This window comes from Pantoea eucrina (assembly GCF_020079945.1).
GTDB classification, from domain to species: domain Bacteria; phylum Pseudomonadota; class Gammaproteobacteria; order Enterobacterales; family Enterobacteriaceae; genus Pantoea; species Pantoea eucrina.
The window spans coordinates 1,085,447-1,104,533 of sequence record NZ_CP083448.1; the positions used below are offsets into that span (position 1 = coordinate 1,085,447).

At 55.3% G+C, this 19,087-nt stretch carries 18 protein-coding genes; 10 read left to right on the plus strand and 8 right to left on the minus strand.

The window, feature by feature from the left end; translation table 11 throughout:
• Positions 1-4: 4 nt before the first annotated feature.
• A complete protein-coding gene (rlmF, locus tag LAC65_RS05070; RefSeq protein ID WP_039383403.1) occupies positions 5-928 on the plus strand; it encodes a 23S rRNA (adenine(1618)-N(6))-methyltransferase RlmF in 924 nt (307 codons plus the stop codon).
• A 65-nt stretch (positions 929-993) separates the two neighbouring features.
• On the opposite strand, the gene glnQ is transcribed toward rlmF, so the two are convergent.
• The 5 genes from glnQ to rhtA form a co-directional block, all read right to left on the minus strand.
• A complete protein-coding gene (gene glnQ / locus LAC65_RS05075; protein ID WP_039383405.1) occupies positions 994-1,716 on the minus strand; it encodes a glutamine ABC transporter ATP-binding protein GlnQ in 723 nt (240 codons plus the stop codon).
• On the minus strand, positions 1,713-2,372 hold the full coding sequence (gene glnP, locus LAC65_RS05080; RefSeq protein ID WP_039383407.1) for a glutamine ABC transporter permease GlnP: 660 nt from the start codon (positions 2,370-2,372) through the stop codon (positions 1,713-1,715). Before glnP ends, glnQ begins: the two co-directional genes overlap by 4 nt.
• A gap of 86 nt (positions 2,373-2,458) precedes the next feature.
• On the minus strand, positions 2,459-3,205 hold the full coding sequence (gene glnH, locus LAC65_RS05085) for a glutamine ABC transporter substrate-binding protein GlnH (RefSeq protein WP_039383409.1): 747 nt from the start codon (positions 3,203-3,205) through the stop codon (positions 2,459-2,461).
• A 306-nt stretch (positions 3,206-3,511) separates the two neighbouring features.
• A complete protein-coding gene (gene dps, locus LAC65_RS05090; protein ID WP_039383410.1) occupies positions 3,512-4,015 on the minus strand; it encodes a DNA starvation/stationary phase protection protein Dps in 504 nt (167 codons plus the stop codon).
• 305 nt (positions 4,016-4,320) lie between these two features.
• Entirely contained in the window at positions 4,321-5,211 is an 891-nt protein-coding gene (gene rhtA, locus LAC65_RS05095) for a threonine/homoserine exporter RhtA (protein ID WP_039383412.1), read from the minus strand.
• A gap of 369 nt (positions 5,212-5,580) precedes the next feature.
• On the opposite strand from rhtA, the gene ompX reads away from it, so the two are divergent.
• Positions 5,581-6,093 (plus strand): outer membrane protein OmpX, encoded by a 513-nt coding sequence (ompX, locus tag LAC65_RS05100; protein ID WP_039383413.1) that lies wholly within the window; start codon positions 5,581-5,583, stop codon positions 6,091-6,093.
• A 138-nt stretch (positions 6,094-6,231) separates the two neighbouring features.
• Here the strand turns inward: ompX and LAC65_RS05105 are convergent, their stop codons facing one another.
• On the minus strand, positions 6,232-6,423 hold the full coding sequence (locus LAC65_RS05105; RefSeq protein WP_039383414.1) for a hypothetical protein: 192 nt from the start codon (positions 6,421-6,423) through the stop codon (positions 6,232-6,234).
• Positions 6,424-6,647: 224 nt separating this feature from the next.
• On the opposite strand from LAC65_RS05105, the gene mntR reads away from it, so the two are divergent.
• The 8 genes from mntR to LAC65_RS05145 all read left to right on the plus strand — a co-directional run bounded on the left by mntR (position 6,648) and on the right by LAC65_RS05145 (position 17,036).
• Positions 6,648-7,106, plus strand: a complete 459-nt coding sequence (gene mntR, locus LAC65_RS05110) for a manganese-binding transcriptional regulator MntR (protein WP_039383416.1) — start codon at positions 6,648-6,650, stop codon at positions 7,104-7,106.
• A gap of 21 nt (positions 7,107-7,127) precedes the next feature.
• Positions 7,128-8,237 carry an SLC13 family permease gene (locus tag LAC65_RS05115; RefSeq protein ID WP_039383419.1) on the plus strand — a complete coding sequence of 370 codons (1,110 nt, stop codon included), beginning with the start codon at positions 7,128-7,130 and terminating at the stop codon, positions 8,235-8,237.
• 161 nt (positions 8,238-8,398) lie between these two features.
• A complete protein-coding gene (locus LAC65_RS05120; RefSeq protein ID WP_039383421.1) occupies positions 8,399-9,550 on the plus strand; it encodes an HlyD family secretion protein in 1,152 nt (383 codons plus the stop codon).
• A complete protein-coding gene (locus tag LAC65_RS05125) occupies positions 9,547-11,115 on the plus strand; it encodes a DHA2 family efflux MFS transporter permease subunit (protein ID WP_039383424.1) in 1,569 nt (522 codons plus the stop codon). Before LAC65_RS05120 ends, LAC65_RS05125 begins: the two co-directional genes overlap by 4 nt.
• A 1-nt stretch (position 11,116) precedes the next feature.
• On the plus strand, positions 11,117-12,631 hold the full coding sequence (locus LAC65_RS05130; RefSeq protein WP_039383426.1) for an efflux transporter outer membrane subunit: 1,515 nt from the start codon (positions 11,117-11,119) through the stop codon (positions 12,629-12,631).
• A 242-nt stretch (positions 12,632-12,873) separates the two neighbouring features.
• Complete coding sequence (locus LAC65_RS05135; RefSeq protein ID WP_039383429.1) at positions 12,874-14,352, plus strand: sugar porter family MFS transporter; 1,479 nt, start codon at positions 12,874-12,876, stop codon at positions 14,350-14,352.
• A 405-nt stretch (positions 14,353-14,757) separates the two neighbouring features.
• Positions 14,758-15,159 (plus strand): H-NS family histone-like protein, encoded by a 402-nt coding sequence (locus tag LAC65_RS05140; protein WP_039383432.1) that lies wholly within the window; start codon positions 14,758-14,760, stop codon positions 15,157-15,159.
• A gap of 284 nt (positions 15,160-15,443) precedes the next feature.
• Entirely contained in the window at positions 15,444-17,036 is a 1,593-nt protein-coding gene (locus LAC65_RS05145) for an ABC-F family ATPase (RefSeq protein ID WP_039383434.1), read from the plus strand.
• Positions 17,037-17,091: 55 nt separating this feature from the next.
• Here LAC65_RS05145 and moeB read toward each other — a convergent pair whose 3' ends face one another.
• Together moeB and moeA are read right to left on the minus strand one after the other, a co-directional pair.
• Complete coding sequence (moeB, locus tag LAC65_RS05150) at positions 17,092-17,847, minus strand: molybdopterin-synthase adenylyltransferase MoeB (protein ID WP_039383436.1); 756 nt, start codon at positions 17,845-17,847, stop codon at positions 17,092-17,094.
• Positions 17,847-19,082: a molybdopterin molybdotransferase MoeA gene (gene moeA / locus LAC65_RS05155; RefSeq protein ID WP_039383438.1), complete on the minus strand. Its 1,236-nt coding sequence runs from the start codon at positions 19,080-19,082 to the stop codon at positions 17,847-17,849. Before moeA ends, moeB begins: the two co-directional genes overlap by 1 nt.
• Positions 19,083-19,087: the final 5 nt, after the last annotated feature.

The window sequence follows — 19,087 nt, forward strand, 5'->3', positions numbered from 1 at the left end:
GACTATGAATAAGCCAGCCGCCAGTGCGCCCTTTCATCCGCGTAATCGCCATCAGGGGCGTTACGATTTTCCTGCGCTGATTGCCGCGCATCCGCCGCTTGCGCCGAAGGTTCGTCCTAACGGTCACGGCGAGCAGTCGATCGATTTCGCCGATCCGCAGGCGGTAATGCTGCTTAATCAGGCGCTGCTGAAGCTCTTTTATAACCTTAACTGGCAGCTGCCGGAAGGGTATCTGACGCCGCCGGTACCGGGGCGTGCTGATTACGTTCACGCGCTGGCCGATCTGCTGGCGGGTGATAACGGCGGGGCGATCCCGCGCGATCTGGACGTCATGGATATTGGCTGCGGCGCCAACTGCATTTATCCCCTGATTGGCCACGCCGAGTATGGCTGGCGTTTTACCGGTACGGATACCAGCGCTGAGGCGATTACCGCCGCCAGCCAGATTGTGGCGGGTAATCCCGGCCTGCAGCGTGCGGTACGTCTGCGTCGCCAGAAACAGCCGCAGGCGATTTTCAGCGGCGTGATCCATAAAAATGAGCGCTACCATGCCGTGATGTGCAATCCGCCGTTTCACGCATCGGCAGCTGATGCTGCAGCGGGCAGCCAGCGCAAAGTACGCAATCTGGGACTGAAGCAGAACGCGCCGCTCAATTTTGGCGGTCAGCAGACTGAGTTATGGTGTGAAGGGGGCGAGCTGGCGTTTATCGGCAGGATGATCGATGAGAGCGTCGCGCAGGGCAGCAGCATTGTCTGGTTTACATCGCTGGTTTCGCGAAAAGAGAACTTACCGGCGCTGCGCGATCGGCTTGCGGCGGAGGCCTGTGAGGTGCGCATCGTCAATATGGCGCAGGGTCAGAAACAGAGCCGCTTCCTCGCCTGGAGCTTTATGACGCCCGCCACCCGCGCGCAGCGGATGAAGCGCTAAGCGTATCACCCGATAAAAAGGCCGCCCGGTTACCCGGTGCGGCCTTATTCAGCGCGCGCAGCGCGTCAGGAAACGTGCTGCAGGAACTCGCGCAGACGTTCGCTTGGCGGCGCGGTAATCAGGGTATCCGGATCGCCATCTTCCGCAATCGTACCTTTATCAATGAAGATCAGGCGCGACGCGACTTTCTGTGCAAACCCCACTTCATGCGTGACGATCACCATCGTCATGCCTTCCTCGGCCAGATCCTGCATCACTTTCAGAACTTCATGACGCAGCTCCGGATCGAGCGCGGACGTCGGCTCATCAAACAGCATCATTTTTGGCTTCACGGCCAGCGCCCGCGCAATGGCCACGCGCTGCTGCTGACCGCCGGAGAGTTCAGCCGGAAAATGATGCGCCCGTTCCGCCAGGCCCACTTTGCCCAGCAGCTCGCGCGCCAGCCTGTGGGCCTCCTCTTTTTTCGCGCCGCGGACGCGAATCGGACCAAAGGCGACGTTATCCAGCGCGCTCATCTGCGGAAACAGATGAAACTGCTGAAACACCATACCCGCTTCCTGACGGATCAGCCGCTCATCAACTTTCGGATCGTTGACTTTCATGCCGTCCACAATCAGTTCGCCGCTGGTGATCTCTTCCAGTTTGTTGATACAGCGCAGCAGCGTGGATTTACCGGAACCGGAAGGACCGATAATCACCACCACTTCGCCCTGATTAATTTTCAGATTGATGTCGTGCAGAACCTGCGTCTGACCGAAATTTTTAGAGACGTTTTTAAATTCAATCACAGGATTTTCACCCTTTTCTCAATACGGCGCAGCACAAAGCTCAACACCAGCGTAATAATCAGATAGATAATGGCAACCGCGCTCCAGATCTCCAGCGCACGGAAGTTACCGGCAATAATCTCCTGGCCCTGTCGCGTCAGTTCCGCCACGCCGATAACAATAAACAGCGAGGTATCTTTAATACTGACAATCCACTGGTTGCCCAGCGGCGGGAGCATACGGCGCAGGGCCAGCGGCATAATCACATAGCGCAGGGTCTCGCGGCGTGACAGGCCCAGCGCCAGTCCCGCTTCGCGAAAGCCTTTGTTGATAGAGAGCACGGCGCCGCGCGTAATCTCAGCAATATAGGCGCCTGAGTTGATCATGATGGTCACGACTGCCGCCGTGAAAGGATCGATGCGCAGATCGGGAAAAGCCATTGGCAGCGCAAAGTAAATAAACATGACCTGCACGACAATGGGTGTGCCGCGGATCAGCTCAATAAATACCAGCGCGACGTTATTGGTGATCCAGCCACCGTAGGCGCGGGCAAAGCCAGCCACCAGGCCGATAATCAGGCCGCCTATCAGGCCAAGAACGGAAATCAGCAGGGTCATTTTGGCGCCTTCGATCAGAATCGGCAGGGCTGGCCAGATGACGCTCCAGTCAAACTCCATGGTGTTACTCCGGAATATGTTGCAATGGAAAAGGTAAAAGCAGGGCGCAAAGGGCGCCCTGCTGCATAAGCCCGCTTATGCAGGCATTATTTTGGCTCAGTACCGAACCATTTTTTATAGATTGTGTTGTACGTACCGTTGTCGCGCAGCGTTTTCAGCGCGCCGTTGATTTTGTCACGCAGTTCATCACTGCCTTTTGGCAGCGCCACACCATACTGCTGAGCTTCAATAGACTCACCAACCGCTTTGAAACGACCTTTGCCGGCGGTGTTGATAAAGTAGAGAATATTCGGCGTATCATGCAGCACGGCGTCGGCGCGATTGGTTCCCAGCTCCATATAGGCGTTATCGATATTCGGGAACTGACGCAAATCTTTGGTCTTGATATGCGCTTTGGCGTAGTCCACCGAACCGGTTCCGCTTTTTACCGCAACGGTTTTGCCATTGAGATCGTCAATGCCTTTGATCTCGTTTTCGTTATTGCGCACCATCACCAGCAGACCGCTTTTATAGTAGCCATCAGAGAAGTCGATAGCTTTTTTGCGTTCGTCAGTAATGGTAATACCGGCCAGCGCCAGATCGACATTTTTGGTTTGCAGAGCCGGAATAATACCGCTGAAATCCATAGGTTTCAGGGTGTAATCGAGCTTCAGCTCTTTTGCCACCGCATCCCACAGGTCGATATCAAAACCCACATATTTGTCGCCCTGCTTAAACTCGAAAGGAACAAATGCGGTGTCGGTTGCGACAATCAGTTTTTTATCTGCGGCAGTAGAAGAAAGAGAAAAGGCCAGCGCCAGCGCGGCCACAGAGACATTAAACAGAGACTTCATCATTTTATCCTTTATTGCTCTGCAGACCTGATGGTCTGCACTACGACTGTCATATGAAAAAATTATGCCAACTTTAATAACAGCCCGAAATTACCGGCGGCAGGGCTGTCAGCTGACACGATTTTGCAGAAAAATGATCGTTTGCACCATTTGTGGGCACTATTATGGTGCATGAAACATTTTTGGTGCAGCCACAGTGTGCATCAGGATAATGACAAGGAAAGGGTGGGATGAAAGAAGTGTTAACAGGGTCAAAAAAGCGGATCTGAAGCAATAAAAAAAGGCGGGTTAACCCGCCTCTGATGATTATTCGATATTGGCTTCGATAAACCACAGGAACTTGTCGAGGTCACGGGACGCTGCGGTAAAGATATCGGCAGTATCTTCATCTTTGACTTCGGTGATCGCTTTGCGGGTATCGTTAGCCACAATGGCGTAGCGATCGGCCAGCGCTTTCAGGTGATCCTGAACGCTGTGAATGTTCAGCGGATAGCTCTGCAGCGGCGTTTTATCATTCACGACCTGCGTGGTACCCAGCGCTACGCCACCCAGCTGGATCACGCGCTCAGCGATGGTGTCCTGATGTTCGGTGATAGCAGCACGGAAACCATCCAGCATCTCATGCACGCCAATAAAGTTTGCGCCACGCATGTTCCAGTGCGCCTGTTTGGTGATCAGGGACAGGTCAATGAATTCCACAACCAGACGGTTGAGCACCTCAATGGTGGCTTTCTTTTCGCTGTCAGCCACATCATTGCGGGTGTAAATCAGATCGGAAGCGTTGTTTTTAACCAGTTTTGCGGTACTCATCATTTATGTCCTCTAATTGATGTTGTCCTAATCAAGCACGGAAATAAGTATAGCAGCTGTTATAAAATATGCTGAAGCGATCTGGCCGATAGCAGAGATAGATAAAGACATCATGCAGCGTTGCGGATGCAATCATGAATTAAGTAACCATAATCAATGGTTTATTATATAGGTCTTAAAGATGTTATCTGTGTGACAAAATAATAACGGCCCGGCGATGCAATAACGGAATGATAATGATTCCGGATGCCGGCGCAGCCTGCTGAAATAACAGGCTGCGATAGACAGCGTTAATTAAGCGTAACTCAGGCGACTTCTTTCAGACGGGCTTTCTGGCGCATGGTCAGCGTGGTGCCTGCCGACGCGGCGATAATCGCCAGCAGTCCTGACCACTGCGGTAGGGTAAGCTGTTCACCCAGAAACAGCATGCCGGAAAGGGCCGCGACAGCCGGTTCGAGGCTCATCAGGGTGCCAAAGATCCGCGCCGGCAGGCGGGTCATGGCAATCATCTCCAGTGAATAGGGAATTGCGCTGGAGAGCAGGGCGATCAGCAGCGCCAGCGGCAGGATCTCCCAGTGCCAGATGCCGGGGGAGGCAAACAGCAGTCCCAGCGGCACGAAGATAACAGAAGCGATAAGCGAGCCCATTGCCACCGTTGCCGGGCCGTGCTCCGCGCCGGCACGCTGTCCGGAGAGGATATAGATTGCCCAGCAGACGCCGGCACCTACTGCCAGCAGTGCGCCGAGCGGATCAATATGGCTGATGCCGTCACCGATTGGCAGCAGAAACCAGAGCCCGGCGACTGCCAGCGCTATCCAGAGAAAATCAAGCAGGCGGCGCGCGCCTGCCAGCGCCAGCGCCAGCGGACCGAGAAACTCCAGCGCCACGCCCACACCCAGCGGGATTGTCCGCAGGGCGAGGTAAAACAGAAAGTTCATACAGCCGAGCGCCAGGCCGTAAATCAGCAGGGGTTTACGCTGCGCCGGAGTAAAGCGCAAACGCCAGGGTTTGAAAAAGAGACAAAGCAGCAGCGTACCGAGTCCGAGACGCAGCGCAGTGATGCCGGGCGCGCCCGCGACGTCAAACAGCGATTTTGCCAGCGAGGCGCCACCCTGCAGCGACATCATAGCGAAGAGCAAAATCACAATGGGCAGCCATACGGGAAAGCTATTTTTACGAGAAAGAGGCGCAGACATCCTGTTGTCGATTCCGGAAATGAGGGGTGAGCGAAGGAGAGTAGCTTAAAGCAATTGCAGGCTGACGGGAAAAAATAAGGCCAGTTTCGCTTCAGAAAATGGCTAAAAAAGAGCCGTTTACAGGGCCAATTTTGTAAAGAATTGTCAGATTACTTTAGGAATTTACTTAAAGGCATTTTTTGTTCGCAGAATTATTGAACTAAACAGGGAGGCGTTTTATAAGTAAAATGAATGACATAGGAAACTTCATTAACTTTCTGTTACACCAAACAATCTCTTGGACAACAAAATCCGGGCAGAGTTTCTCCCTAACTTTTGTTATATTTTTAGCGTTGTCAGGAGAGAAGTATTTTCACATTTGAGGTGGTTATGAAAAAAATTGCATGTCTTTCAGCACTGGCTTGTGTACTGGCAGTTTCTGCTGGCTCAGCCATGGCACAGAGCACCGTTTCTGGCGGTTACGCACAGAGCGATTATCAGGGCGTTGCTAACAAAGCTAACGGCTTCAACCTGAAATACCGCTATGAAGACGGTTCCAACCCACTGGGCTGGATCGGTTCTTTCACCTACACCGAAAAAGATCGTACTGAAGATGGCTTTTACAATAAAGGCCAGTACTACGGCTTCACCGGCGGCCCGGCTTACCGTCTGAACGACTGGGCGAGCATCTACGGCGTTGTAGGTATCGGCTACGGTAAATTCCAGCAGAATGAATCTGCCGGTCAGTCTAAATCTGACAGCAGCGACGTTGGCATCGCTTACGGCGCAGGTATGCAGTTCAACCCAATTGAAAACGTTGCACTGGACGTGGGCTACGAGCAGAGCCGCATCCGCAACGTTGACGTAGGCACCTGGATCGCTGGCGTCGGCTACAGCTTCTAAGTTTAGCTTAGACCAGAGTTGCACATGAAACGGTCCCGCAGGGGGCCGTTTTTTTTTGCCTGAAGAAGATGTCGGTGCAGCAGAGCAGAAAAACAAAAACCCGCCATCGGGCGGGTTAAGCAGTAGCCTTGCGGGCTTTCAGCCGCGCCAGATAATCTGGTTGCACGGGCGTTCACACTTTTTGCCTGCGAGCTTTTCCAGCAGCATCAGGCGGAGCGCAAAGGGCGAGCGGCTGAACAGGCAGAGCAGCGATTTAATATCAAAAGCGGGCTTGCGCTGAGCGGCTGGCGGGCACTTGCCACAATCAAGGCAGTTTTTCAGGGTGCTCATCTTCACCTCCCCATGAATAACAGATGATGCGTAAGCGCTGGTGCGTACCGGACATTGCTGCCTTTTCACGCTTTTCGCTTACATCATGTACAAAGATAGCATTGGCTATACTCTTTAGCCAACACTATTCATGAAAAATTTGTGCTTATTTGCGCCTGGTTTACAATGAGCGCAGCCAGTCCGCACGGCAGGTAAGGTGCGGCAGATAATAAAGAGGAAGCTTAATGAGTCGTCGTGCGAAAAATGCCATCAATACCCCTCAGGGGCCGCTTAAGGATATTGAGGAGCATGTTGAAGGCTTTCGTCAGGTGCGCGAAGCTCATCGTCGTGAATTGATTGATGATTACGTCGAGCTGATCTCCGATCTCATTCGTGAATTTGGTGAGGCGCGTCAGGTGGATATGGCGGCGCGCCTCGGCGTATCGCAGCCTACTGTGGCAAAAATGCTGAAGCGCCTGAGCACCACCGGTCTGGTAGAGCAGGTGCCCTATCGTGGCGTATTCCTGACGCCGGAAGGTGAAAAACTCGCAGAGGCGAGCCGCGTTCGCCACCATATCGTTGAAACGTTTTTGCTGGCATTAGGCGTCAGCCCGGAGACCGCACGCCGCGACTCTGAAGGGCTGGAGCATCACGTCAGCGACGAAACCCTGGCCGTCTTTCAGAAATTTTATGAGAATCGCTAACTTATAAGGCCTGCCGCTATCATGCCCATCGTGCTTCGATCCTTAATGCGTGACCGTATTTTGCATTTGTTGTTACTGCTGGGTGTGATACTGCTGCCGCTGGCAGAGTATCGCTGGTCGCAGCTGCCGGCTTCTGTCGACTGGCAGACCATCATGACGCTGACCGGCCTGCTGATGCTGACGAAAGGGCTGGAGAACAGCGGTTATTTTGACGTACTGGGCGCTCGCCTGATTCAGCGCTTTCAGCATGAACGTGCGCTGGCGCTGTTTATGGTCTGCGCCGCCGCGCTGCTTTCAACCTTTCTGACCAACGATGTCGCGCTATTTATTCTGGTGCCGCTGACGCTGACGCTGCGCAAATTTTCCCATCTGCCGGTCTCGCGGCTCATTATCTTTGAAGCACTGGCGGTTAACGCCGGATCGCTGCTGACCCCGGTCGGCAATCCGCAAAATATCCTGCTGTGGAGTCACGGCTCGCTGAGCGTGGGCGGATTCATCCTGCAGATGCTGCCGCTGGCAGCCGTGCTGATGATAACGCTGGTCGCGCTGACCTGGTGGAGCTTCCCGGCGCAGCACATAGATAAACACAGTGACGCCGGTGCGCAGCAGTGGAGCCGGCGCCTGTTCAGCGTCAGCCTGCTGCTCTATATCGTATTTATCGTGGCGCTGGAGCTGAAGATGACGGGCTGGGCGCTGCTGCTGGTCGCCGCCTGCTTTTTGATCATGGCGCGAGGGGTGCTGGCCGCCATTGACTGGAGCCTGCTGCTGGTTTTTGTCGCAATGTTTATCGACGTCTTTTTGCTCATGCATCTGCCTGCGCTGCAGCCGTGGTTTGCCCGTATCGGACAGCTGGGGGAGGGCGGTATCTATTTACTGGCTATCGGCCTGTCGCAGTTTATCAGTAATGTCCCGGCCACTATCCTGCTGCTGCAAAAAACCGATCCCTCTGTGGTGCTTGCCTGGGCGGTGAATATTGGCGGCTTTGGCCTGCTGCCGGGATCGCTGGCGAACCTGATTGCGCTGCGCATGGCGCAGGATAAAAAAGTCTGGTGGCGTTTTCATCTCTTCTCACTGCCGATGCTGGCGTGGTCAATGCTGTGCGGCTGGCTGCTGCTGCAGTGGCTTCACTGAGTGCGGGCGCTGGCTCTTCAGCGCCTTTTCAGCGACTGTGGCAGAACGTGCCGCCTGTCTCTGCTTATGTAAAGTTACACTGGAATTTGTCAATTTATTATCTAATGTTAAGTTGACCGTTTATGCCCGGGGATCGGGCTTTCAGCCAGTGATGACAAATTATGAGCGAAAATCAGCAGCAGGACCCGCAGAAGCCGTCAGATAACGACAACGATCCGCAGCAGGACAACAGCCAGCAGCGGCAGGACAAAAACAGGGATGACGATCAGCCGCGTAAGCGACCGGGTAAAAAGCCGCTGATTATTCTCGCGATTGTTGTGGTGATTATGCTGATAGTGGGGTTCTGGTTCTGGTTTACCACCCGCAATATTGAAACCACCGATGACGCCTTTACGGAAGGTAACGCCGTTACCGTGGCACCTAAAGCCTCAGGCTACGTGGTGCAGCTGCTGGTAAAAGATAACCAGCGGGTGAAAAAAGGCGATCTGCTGGTGGTGATCGATCCGCGCGACAGTGCTGCACAGCGCGATCAGGCAAAAGCACAGCTGGGGCTGGCTCAGGCTCAGCTGCATCAGGCGCAGGCGCAGCTGGCGCTGTCGCGCGTGCAGTATCCGGCGCAGCGCGATCAGGCGCTGGCGCAGCAGGCGAGCGCGCAGGCGAACTTACTTAATGCGCAGGCGGATTACCGCCGGCAGCGCGGCGTGGATCCCCGCGCCACGTCTCAGCGTAATATCGATACCGCCGCGGCGCAGCTGCGCTCAGCGGAAGCGCAGCTGCAGAGTGCTAAAGCGCAGGTTGAGGTCGCCTCACAGGTCAAACTGCAGATCCGGCAACAGGAAACAAATGTGGAAGCGCGCCAGCAGCAGGTGGAACAGGCGCAGGCGCAGCTTAATACCGCAGAGCTCAATCTCTCTTACACTGAAGTACGTGCCCCTTACGACGGTTTTGTCACCAAACGCAACGTGCAGCTCGGTACGCTGGTGCAGGCGGGGTCAGCCCTTTTTTCGCTGGTGTCACCCGACATCTGGATCACCGCTAATTTTAAAGAGTCACAGCTGGCGCGCATGAATCCGGGTGACAAAGTCGAGATCAGCGTGGACGCATGGCCTGATATGAAACTGCACGGCCACGTCGACAGCATCCAGATGGGGTCAGGCTCACGTTTCTCCGCCTTCCCGTCGGAAAACGCTACCGGTAACTATGTGAAAATTGTGCAGCGCGTCCCGGTTAAAATCGTTATCGATAGCGGACTGGATCCTGCTCATCCACTGCCGCTTGGACTCTCGGTAGAGCCTGAGGTGACAGTAGAATGAGTGCAGGCGAGAGCTGGCGCCCGGCCAGCAACCCCTGGCTGGTCGCCATCACGGTTACGCTGGCGGTGTTCATGGAGATCCTGGACACCACCATCGTAAACGTTGCGCTGCCGCATATTGCGGGTTCGCTCTCCTCCAGCTATGACGAATCCACCTGGGTACTCACCTCCTACCTGGTTGCGAATGGCATTGTGCTGCCGATCTCCGCCTTCTTTAGCCGTCTGTTTGGTCGCAAGCAGTTCTTCCTGATCTGTATTGTGATGTTCACTATCTGCTCATTTCTCTGCGGCATTGCCACCGAGCTGTGGCAAATCATTCTGTTTCGCGTGCTGCAGGGCTTTTTTGGCGGCGGCCTGCAGCCGGTTCAGCAATCGGTACTGCTCGACTACTTCAAGCCGGCCGATCGCGGTAAAGCCTTTGGCCTCTCTTCAATTGCGATTATCGTAGCACCGGTGATTGGCCCGACGCTGGGCGGCTGGATCACCGACAATTACAGCTGGCGCTGGGTCTTCTTTATTAATATTCCGGTAGGGATTTTAACCGTGCTGGCGATTTACCAGCTGCTTGAAGATCCGCCGTGGGAACGCAAGTGGGATAAAGGCCGGCTGAAAATTGACTATATCGGCATCAGCCTGATCACGCTTGGCCTTGGCTGTCTGCAGGTGTTTCTCGATCGCGGTGAAGATGAAGACTGGTTCGCTTCGCACTTTATTCGTCTGTTCGCCATGCTGGCCGCGGTGGGGCTGGTGGGCGCGGTCTACTGGCTGCTCTATGCGCGTAAGCCGGTCGTGGATATCCGCGTGATGAAAGATCGCAACTTCTGGGTCGCCGGTCTGCTGATGGCCGGTATGGCTATGATCCTCTACGGCAGCTCAGTGGTGCTGCCGCAGCTGGCGCAGCAGGATCTGGGGTATACCGCCACCTGGTCAGGACTGGTGCTGTCGCCCGGAGCCGTATTGATCGTGCTGACCATTCCGCTGGTACTGAAGCTGATGCCAGTTGTGCAGACTCGCTATATTATCGCCTTCGGCTTCAGCTGCCTGGCGCTGGCCTTTTTTTACTCCAGTACGCTGACGCCGGACGTGGATTTTAAAACCCTGGTGATGATGCGCAGCGCGCAATCTATCGGGCTGGGCTTTCTGTTTGTTCCGCTTACCACCATTGCGTTTGTCACCATCCCGCAGAAGCTTAACGCCGATGCGTCCGCGCTGTTTACCATGTTTCGTAACGTGGCCGGCTCTATCGGTATCTCACTGGCAACCGCCGGGATCACCGAGCGTGAACAGGTGCGTTCCGCGCACATGGTGCATAACATGTCGCCGCTGAATGAGCAGTTCAACCTGACACTGCAGCAGTGGGCTCAGGCGATCCGCGATTTTACGCAGGTAGCTGGCGAGCCGCTGCAGCTTGCCGCGGGTCAGCTCTATCAGGAGATGATCGCTCAGGCGCGCATTCTGGCCTATATCGACGTGTTCACGGGACTGAGCATCGTCGCCATGATACTGATCCCTCTATGTTGGTTACTTTCGCCGATTAAGAGCGAAGGCAGTGCAGGAGCACACTAAAATGAGAACCTTTTCGCGCGTTGCGCTGCCGCTGACGCTGCTGCTGGCGGGCTGTGCCGTCGGCCCCGACTATCAGCCCCCGCGCCCGCAGACGCCCGGCAGCTTTCGCGCACTGTCGTCACAGGAAACCTCTAAGCCACTGGCCGCCGCACCCAACCCGCTCTGGTGGCGCAGCTTTAACGATCCGCAGCTCGATAGCCTGATCGATCGCGCCATCAGCGGTAACCTCTCGCTGCAGCAGGCGGTGTTACGCATCGCCGGTGCGCGGCAGCAGCTGGCGCAGGCGCGCGGGGGGCTGTTTCCCGCGCTGAATGGCTCAGCTAAAGTCACGCGCCAGCAGCTGGGCCTGAAAGGTCTGCTGAAATCCAACGGCGTATACGATCGGGTGGATGATGATATCGCCGGACAGCTGGATGGACTGAACCATTCCGTAACGCTCTATCAGGGCAGCTTTGATGCCAGCTGGGAGCTGGATATCTGGGGCAAGGTACGCCGGCAGATGGAGGCCGCCGATGCGCAGCAGCAGGCGGCTGTCGCACAGCGTGACGACGTGCTGATTTCAGTGGAAGCTGAAGTGGCGCGCGCCTATCTGCAGCTGCGCGGGGCGCAGGCGGTGCTGGCTACGCTGCAGACGCAGATAAAGGTGGCGCAGGAGACCTGGGAGCTGACGCAAAGCCAGCAGCAAAACGGGCTGGCACCGGCGACAAATGTGGAAAATGCCCGGGCGCAGCTCGCCTCGCTTAATGCGCAGCTGCCGCAGTATGAGGCGCAGGCGCGGCAGGCGATGAACGGTCTGGCGGTCCTGCTCGGTAAAACGCCCGGTGCGCTGGATAGTGAGCTGATGACGGCGAAAGCGCTGCCAGCCTTGCCAGGTCTGGTACCGGTAGGGATCCCGGCGACGCTGGCGCGCCGGCGGCCCGATATTCGTCAGGCTGAAGCCACGCTTCATGCGCAGACCGCCAATATTGGTGTCTCGGTTGCCAGCCTCTTCCCGGATCTCTCCCTGACGGGGCAGCTCGGGGTCAGGAACACCGACGCCAGCTACCTTGATGACTGGAGCAGCCACTTTTTCAGCATCGGTCCGTCACTCTCTATTCCGATTTTCCAGGGCGGACGGCTGGTTTCCAGCGTGAAGCTGGCGCGGGCACAGCAGGCCAGCGCCGCGCTGGATTACCGGCAGACAGTGCTGACGGCGCTGCAGGATGTGGAGAATGCGCTGGTCAGCTACCGGGCGGATCAGCAGCAGGTTACCGCGCTGGATGAAACCACCGGCGCACTGCAGCGGACATTCGACCTGGCCAGCGACAGCTATCGACAGGGCCTGACGACCTTTCTTGACGTGCTGGATGCGCAGCGGCAGCTGGCGCAGGCAAAAGCACAGTCGGTTCAGGCGCGTACGCAAAGCGCGCTCGATCTGGTCGCGCTCTATAAAGCGCTGGGCGGCGGCTGGGAAAATTATCAGCAGGTGACTCTGCCAGATTACGCAGTATTTGGTCCGGCCACGCAGGTCAACTGACCCCCGGGTCGTCCCGCCACCGGGACGGCCTGATAATTGAAATAAATGTTCCTTTTTATGTAAGGATTAAATTTTGAGCGTATTGTCGCTGACATAAAAAGAGATTCACGCTGAGTTTATGTGATCGGTATCTGATTTCCTGGCATCAGTTATGATGAACATGGCAAAACTAAAATTTCATATTTAATTTTTATGGCAAAAATACTCTATTTTTGATGCATCTTTCAGAAATGGAGTTAGTTATGCCTCGTGAAACCTGGCTTACCCTCAATAAAGCCTCAGGGCCGAACAGTAATACGCGTACTGAACCCTTTGTTAAAGTTATTGCGGCCGTTGCCACCCTCGGCGGACTGCTGTTCGGCTATGATACCGGCGTTATCTCCGGCGCACTGCTATTCATGGGGGATGATATACATCTGACGCCATTAACCACCGGCCTGGTCACCAGCAGCCTGCTGTTTGGTGCGGCATTTGGCGCGCTGATATCGGGGCATTTTGCCGCAGCGGTCGGGCGGAGAAAAATCATTCTGGTACTGGCAACCATTTTTGCGGCCGGCGCGCTGGGCACGGCGCTGGCGCCGGATGCTGAATGGATGATTTTCTTCCGCCTGGTCCTCGGGGTCGCCGTCGGCGGCGCGTCTGCCACCGTTCCGGTCTATATTGCGGAGATGGCCCCTGCCAATAAACGCGGTCAGCTGGTCACAATGCAGGAGCTGATGATCGTCTCCGGCCAGATGCTGGCCTATATCTCTAATGCCGGGTTTCATGCCGCCTGGGGCGGTGAGAGTACCTGGCGCTGGATGCTGGCGGTGGCGACGCTGCCCGCGGTGCTGCTCTGGTTTGGCATGATGTTTATGCCGGATACGCCGCGCTGGTATGCCATGAAGGGGCGTCTGGCTGAAGCCCGCAGAGTCCTGGAGCGGACCCGCGCACGCGAGGACGTGGAGTGGGAGATGACCGAAATCACTGAGACGCTGGAAGAGGAGCAGCAGCAGCGTCCGCGCCTGCGGGAGTTACGCCAGCCCTGGCTGCTGAAGCTCTTTTTTATCGGCACAGGCATAGCCGCTATTCAGCAGCTCACCGGCGTCAATACCATCATGTACTATGCGCCGGTAATGCTGAAAGCAGTCGGTATGGATGATAATGCGGCATTGGTTGCTACTATCGCCAATGGCGTTATCTCAGTGCTGATGACCTTTGCGGGGATCTGGCTGCTTGGGCGTATCGGACGCCGCCCCCTCGCGCTTATCGGACAGATAGGGTGTACCGCCTGCCTGGTTTTAATCGGAGCCGTCAGCTATTTCATGCCGGAAACGGTAAACGGTCAGCCTGATATGCTGCGCAGCTATATGGTCCTGCTGGGCATGCTGCTGTTTTTAAGTTTTCAGCAGGGGGCATTATCACCGGTTACCTGGCTGCTATTATCCGAAATTTTTCCGACGCGGCTGCGCGGTATATTTATGGGCGGGGCGGTATTTGCCATGTGGCTGACTAATTTTACTATCTCGTTACTGTTTCCGCTGCTGCTTGCCTGGGTAGGGCTGTCAGGTGCCTTTTTTATTTTCGCCGCAGCCGGCCTGTTCGGTACGCTGTTTGTGTTCTGCTGCGTACCGGAAACCCGTAATCGTTCGCTGGAGCAGATTGAACATTATCTGCGCGACTGGCTGACGGAAACATCGCCGCGTCAGGTAATGAGGCCATCGGCCCAGAAGGGTGGTTAAAAAATAGATTTCTCTGATAAAACCGGCGCAGGCCGGTTTTTCTTTTTAGTCTGTCAGTCAGGCTGAGAGCCACATCAATAAAACGCGCATTAAAAGTGAATAAGGGATTCATGATTAATTATTTTTACGCTTCGCCTGCAGAATGTCACAAACTAAAATTTTGCTAACTACTTGTTTCGCTCGCGGGATTAGCAAATGAAATCGATATCAATGCAACAGCTGCCGGGAAACCTTATCAGTTTATTAACGCTTAATGTTAACCGGTGAGGGTTATCCTTACTGAACAATAACAATAAGCGAACCTGTTAAGAATAATCCGGTCTGCAAAATTAATTTATTTTTTTATTTGAATTGGGTAATCTTGCCGCTACAGTTTATTTATACCCCTTAAACAAGGACATTGTGATGAGTGACGCATTTAAAGTACTGAACAACATTCGCACATTACGTGCGCAGGCGCGTGAACTGCCACTGAGCGATCTGGAAGAGATTCTGGAAAAATTAACTGTCGTTGTGACTGAGCGTCGTGAAGAAGTTGAAGCCGAAGAAGCGCAAAACCGCGAAAAAGAAGAGAAGCTGTCTAAATATCGCGAAATGCTGCTGGCTGATGGCATCGATCCTAACGAATTACTGGGCGCACTTGAAACCGGTAAAAAACGCGCCAAGCGCGCACCGCGTCCGGCTAAATATACTTATACCGACGAAAACGGTGATGAAAAATCCTGGACCGGTCAGGGCCGCACGCCAGCAGCGATTAAAAAAGCGCTGGATGCCGGCAAGAGCCTGGACAGTTTCCTGATTAAATAAGCGACGCAATCCTTGTATATGGGAGCCGGGGGCATATTGCCCCCGGCTTTTTTTATTGGCTGACGTTTTAATTTGTGTAACAAACTGCGCTAACTGATAACGATGACGTAACGTCGGCAGGCGAGAAGCGTCTGCTGCCGGATGCCGGCAACACTATTTTGCGTCTGCTAACAATCCCTTTGCGTAAAAGCTGCGCCAACGCCAGGCGCAGACTGGCTCATATAGCCCATCTCTGGCATAATGCCCGCTGTTTTTTCATCCACCGTGTAACAAAGGTCAATGCCGTGTTAGTTTCCAGCAATATCACTATGCAGTTCGGCAGCAAGCCGCTGTTTGAAAATATCTCCGTTAAGTTTGGCGGGGGTAACCGTTACGGTTTAATCGGTGCAAACGGCAGCGGTAAATCGACCTTTATGAAAATACTGGGCGGCGATCTGGTGCCTACCAACGGCAATGTCTCACTCGATCCCAACGAGCGTATTGGTAAGCTTCGTCAGGATCAGTTTGCCTTTGAACAATATAGTGTGCTGGATACGGTCATAATGGGGCATCAGGAACTCTGGGCCGTAAAAGAAGAGCGCGATCGTATTTACGCACTGCCAGAAATGAGTGAAGCAGAAGGCTACAAAGTTGCCGATCTCGAAGTCGCCTACGGTGAAATGGATGGATATAGCGCGGAATCCAGGGCCGGTGAGTTATTGCTGGGCGTCGGTATTCCGGTGGAGCAGCATTACGGGCCGATGAGCGAAATCGCACCGGGCTGGAAACTGCGTGTGCTGCTGGCGCAGGCGCTGTTCTCTAATCCCGATATTCTGCTGCTTGATGAGCCGACGAACAACCTGGATATTGATACTATCCGCTGGCTTGAGCAGGTGCTGAACGATCGTAACAGTACCATGATCATCATTTCGCATGACCGTCACTTTTTAAATATGGTCTGCACCCATATGGCGGATCTTGATTATGGTGAGCTGCGCGTTTATCCCGGTAATTATGATGAATATATGACCGCGGCGACGCAGGCGCGCGAACGTCTGCTGGCCGATAACGCGAAAAAGAAAGCGCAGATTGCTGACCTGCAATCTTTTGTCAGCCGCTTCAGTGCTAACGCCTCTAAATCCCGTCAGGCAACATCGCGCGCAAAACAGATTGATAAAATCAAACTGGATGAAGTCAAAGCCTCCAGTCGTCAGAACCCTTATATTCGCTTTGAGCAGGATAAGAAATTATTCCGTAATGCGCTGGAAGTTGAAGCGCTGACGAAAGGATTTGATAACGGCCCGCTCTTTAATAAGCTGAATCTGATGCTGGAAGTGGGCGAGAAGCTGGCAATTCTGGGTGCCAACGGTATCGGTAAATCCACGCTGCTGAAAACGCTGGTGGGCGAATTAACGCCGGACAGCGGCAGCGTTAAATGGTCTGAAAATGCGCGTATCGGCTATTACGCACAGGATCATGCCGAAGATTTTGCCGAAGACCTTAGCGTGTTCGACTGGATGAGCCAGTGGAAGCAGGATGGCGATGATGAACAGGCCGTGCGCAGCGTACTGGGCCGCTTACTGTTCAGCCATGATGACATCAAAAAACCGGCCAAAGTGCTGTCGGGCGGTGAGAAAGGCCGGATGCTGTTTGGCAAGCTGATGATGCAGAAGCCTAACATTCTGATTATGGATGAGCCGACCAACCACCTGGATATGGAATCGATCGAATCACTGAACATGGCGCTGGAGATGTATGAAGGCACGCTGATCTTTGTTTCACATGACCGTGAATTTGTCAGCTCGCTGGCGACGCGCGTGATGGAGATGAAAGGTGAGCGCATCGTTGACTTCACCGGTAACTACGAAGATTACCTGCGCAGTCAGGGCATTTCATGATCCTGCTCATTCTGTCTGCTTAACAGGCCGCCCGACCGGGCGGCCTGTTTGCATTTCAGGGGGAGCCACACACGTCACAGTGTGCGTCCTGCATCACTTTCATGCTGCGAAATTCAGCGCGCATTGCGTCATACATCAGCAGGCGAGAGCGGGCGGGTTCACCAAACGCGGTAAGCAGTTTCAGCGTCTCCATCGCCTGCATCGCGCCAATTACGCCCACCAGCGGGGCCATGACGCCAGCTTCCACACAGCTCAGCGTCTGTTCGCCAAACAGGCGGCTGATACAGCGGTAACAGGGCTCGCCAGGCTGCCAGGTAAAAACGCTTAGCTGACCTTCCATGCGGATCGCCGCACCGGAAATCAGCGGGACTTTTTGCCGGAAACAGAGGCGGTTCAGCTGCTCACGCGTGGCCACATTATCTGTGCAGTCCAGCACCGCGTCATGCCGCGCAATCAGTGCGCTCAGCGTCGCATCGTCGGCCTGCACGTCACAGGTTTCAATAATGCAGTGCGGATTGATTGCCGCCAGCTGCGCGCGCGCTGATTCTACTTTGGGCTGGCCAATCGTCTCATCGCGATGCAGGATCTGCCGCTGCAGATTGCTCAGGCTGACGGTATCAAAGTCGAGCAGCGTCAGATACCCCACGCCGGCGGAGGCGAGCCAGGGGGCAGCCGCGCATCCCAGCCCCCCCAGGCCGACGATCAGCACGCGTGACTCAGCGAGCTGCTCCTGTGCGGTAAAGTCGAAGCCGCGCAGGACAATTTGCCGGTTATAGCGCAGCATCTCTTCATGCGTCAGTTCGCGTGACATTACCCCTCCAGCAGGCTGTTAAAGGGCTCAACCTCAACCCATTCACCCGCTTCTGCCGTACCGCGTTCGCGCTCCAGCACAATAAAGCAGTCGGCCAGCGCAAACGAACTGAAAACGTGAGAGCCCTGTGCACCGGTGGAGCGCACCTCCAGCACACCTTCGCTGCTGCGGCTGAGCACGCCACGCTGAAAATCGAGGCGCCCCGGCGATTTTTTCAGGCGATTCAGCGTTCGCGCACGCTGGCGCAGCGGCATTGCCGGCGTTGTCTGGCCGCTCAGCCTGACCAGCAGCGGCTGCACCAGCTGATAAAAGGTCACGGCGGCGGAGACCGGATTGCCCGGCAGCCCGCAGAACAGGCTATTCGCCAGCTGGCCGAAAGCGAACGGTTTACCTGGCTTGATCGCCAGCTTCCAGAAGCTGACAGATCCGAGTTCGTTTAGGATCTCCCGGGTAAAATCAGCTTCGCCCACGGAGACACCGCCGGTGCTGATGACCACATCAGCCTGGCTGTCTGCTGTGGTAAAGGCGTGACGCAGCGCGGCCGGGTCGTCCGCGATAACGCCGAGGTCGATGACGTCGCAGCCCAGCTTGCTGAGCATCAGAGAGACGGTAAGGCGATTGGTGTCATAAATCTGGCCCTCTGCCAGCGGTTCACCCACCGCCTGCAGCTCATCCCCGGTGGAGAATATCGCCACGCGCAGTCTGCGCCGTACCGTTACCCTGGCAATGCCCAGCGAGGCGAGCAGCGGCAGCTCAGCGGCACCCAGCCGCACCCCCGCTGCCAGAACCTGATGCCCGGCGCGAATATCTTCACCAATACGGCGGATATTCTGGCCTGCGCTTACCGGCGCCGTCATCACAATACCATCCGCGTGCTGCTCCGTTTGCTCCTGCATGACTACCGCGTCGCAGCCTGCCGGTATCGGAGCGCCGGTCATAATACGGATCGCGCTGCCTGCCGGCCATTCACCGTGCCAGGGAGAACCGGCAAAGGCTTTGCCCGCCACGGCAAGCGGCGCGCCAGCGCCGAGATCGCTCAGCCGTACCGCGTAGCCATCCATTGCGGAGTTATCAAATGAGGGGACATCCAGCGGTGAAACCACCGCCTCTGCGGTAATGCGCCCGGCAGCATTAGCCAGGCTAACCTGTTCAGTCCCGCTGACCGGTTGCAGCGGTTGCAGCATCATGTGCTGCGCCTCTTCCAGTGAAATTAAGCCTGCGGTGTTGGGTTCCATATCGC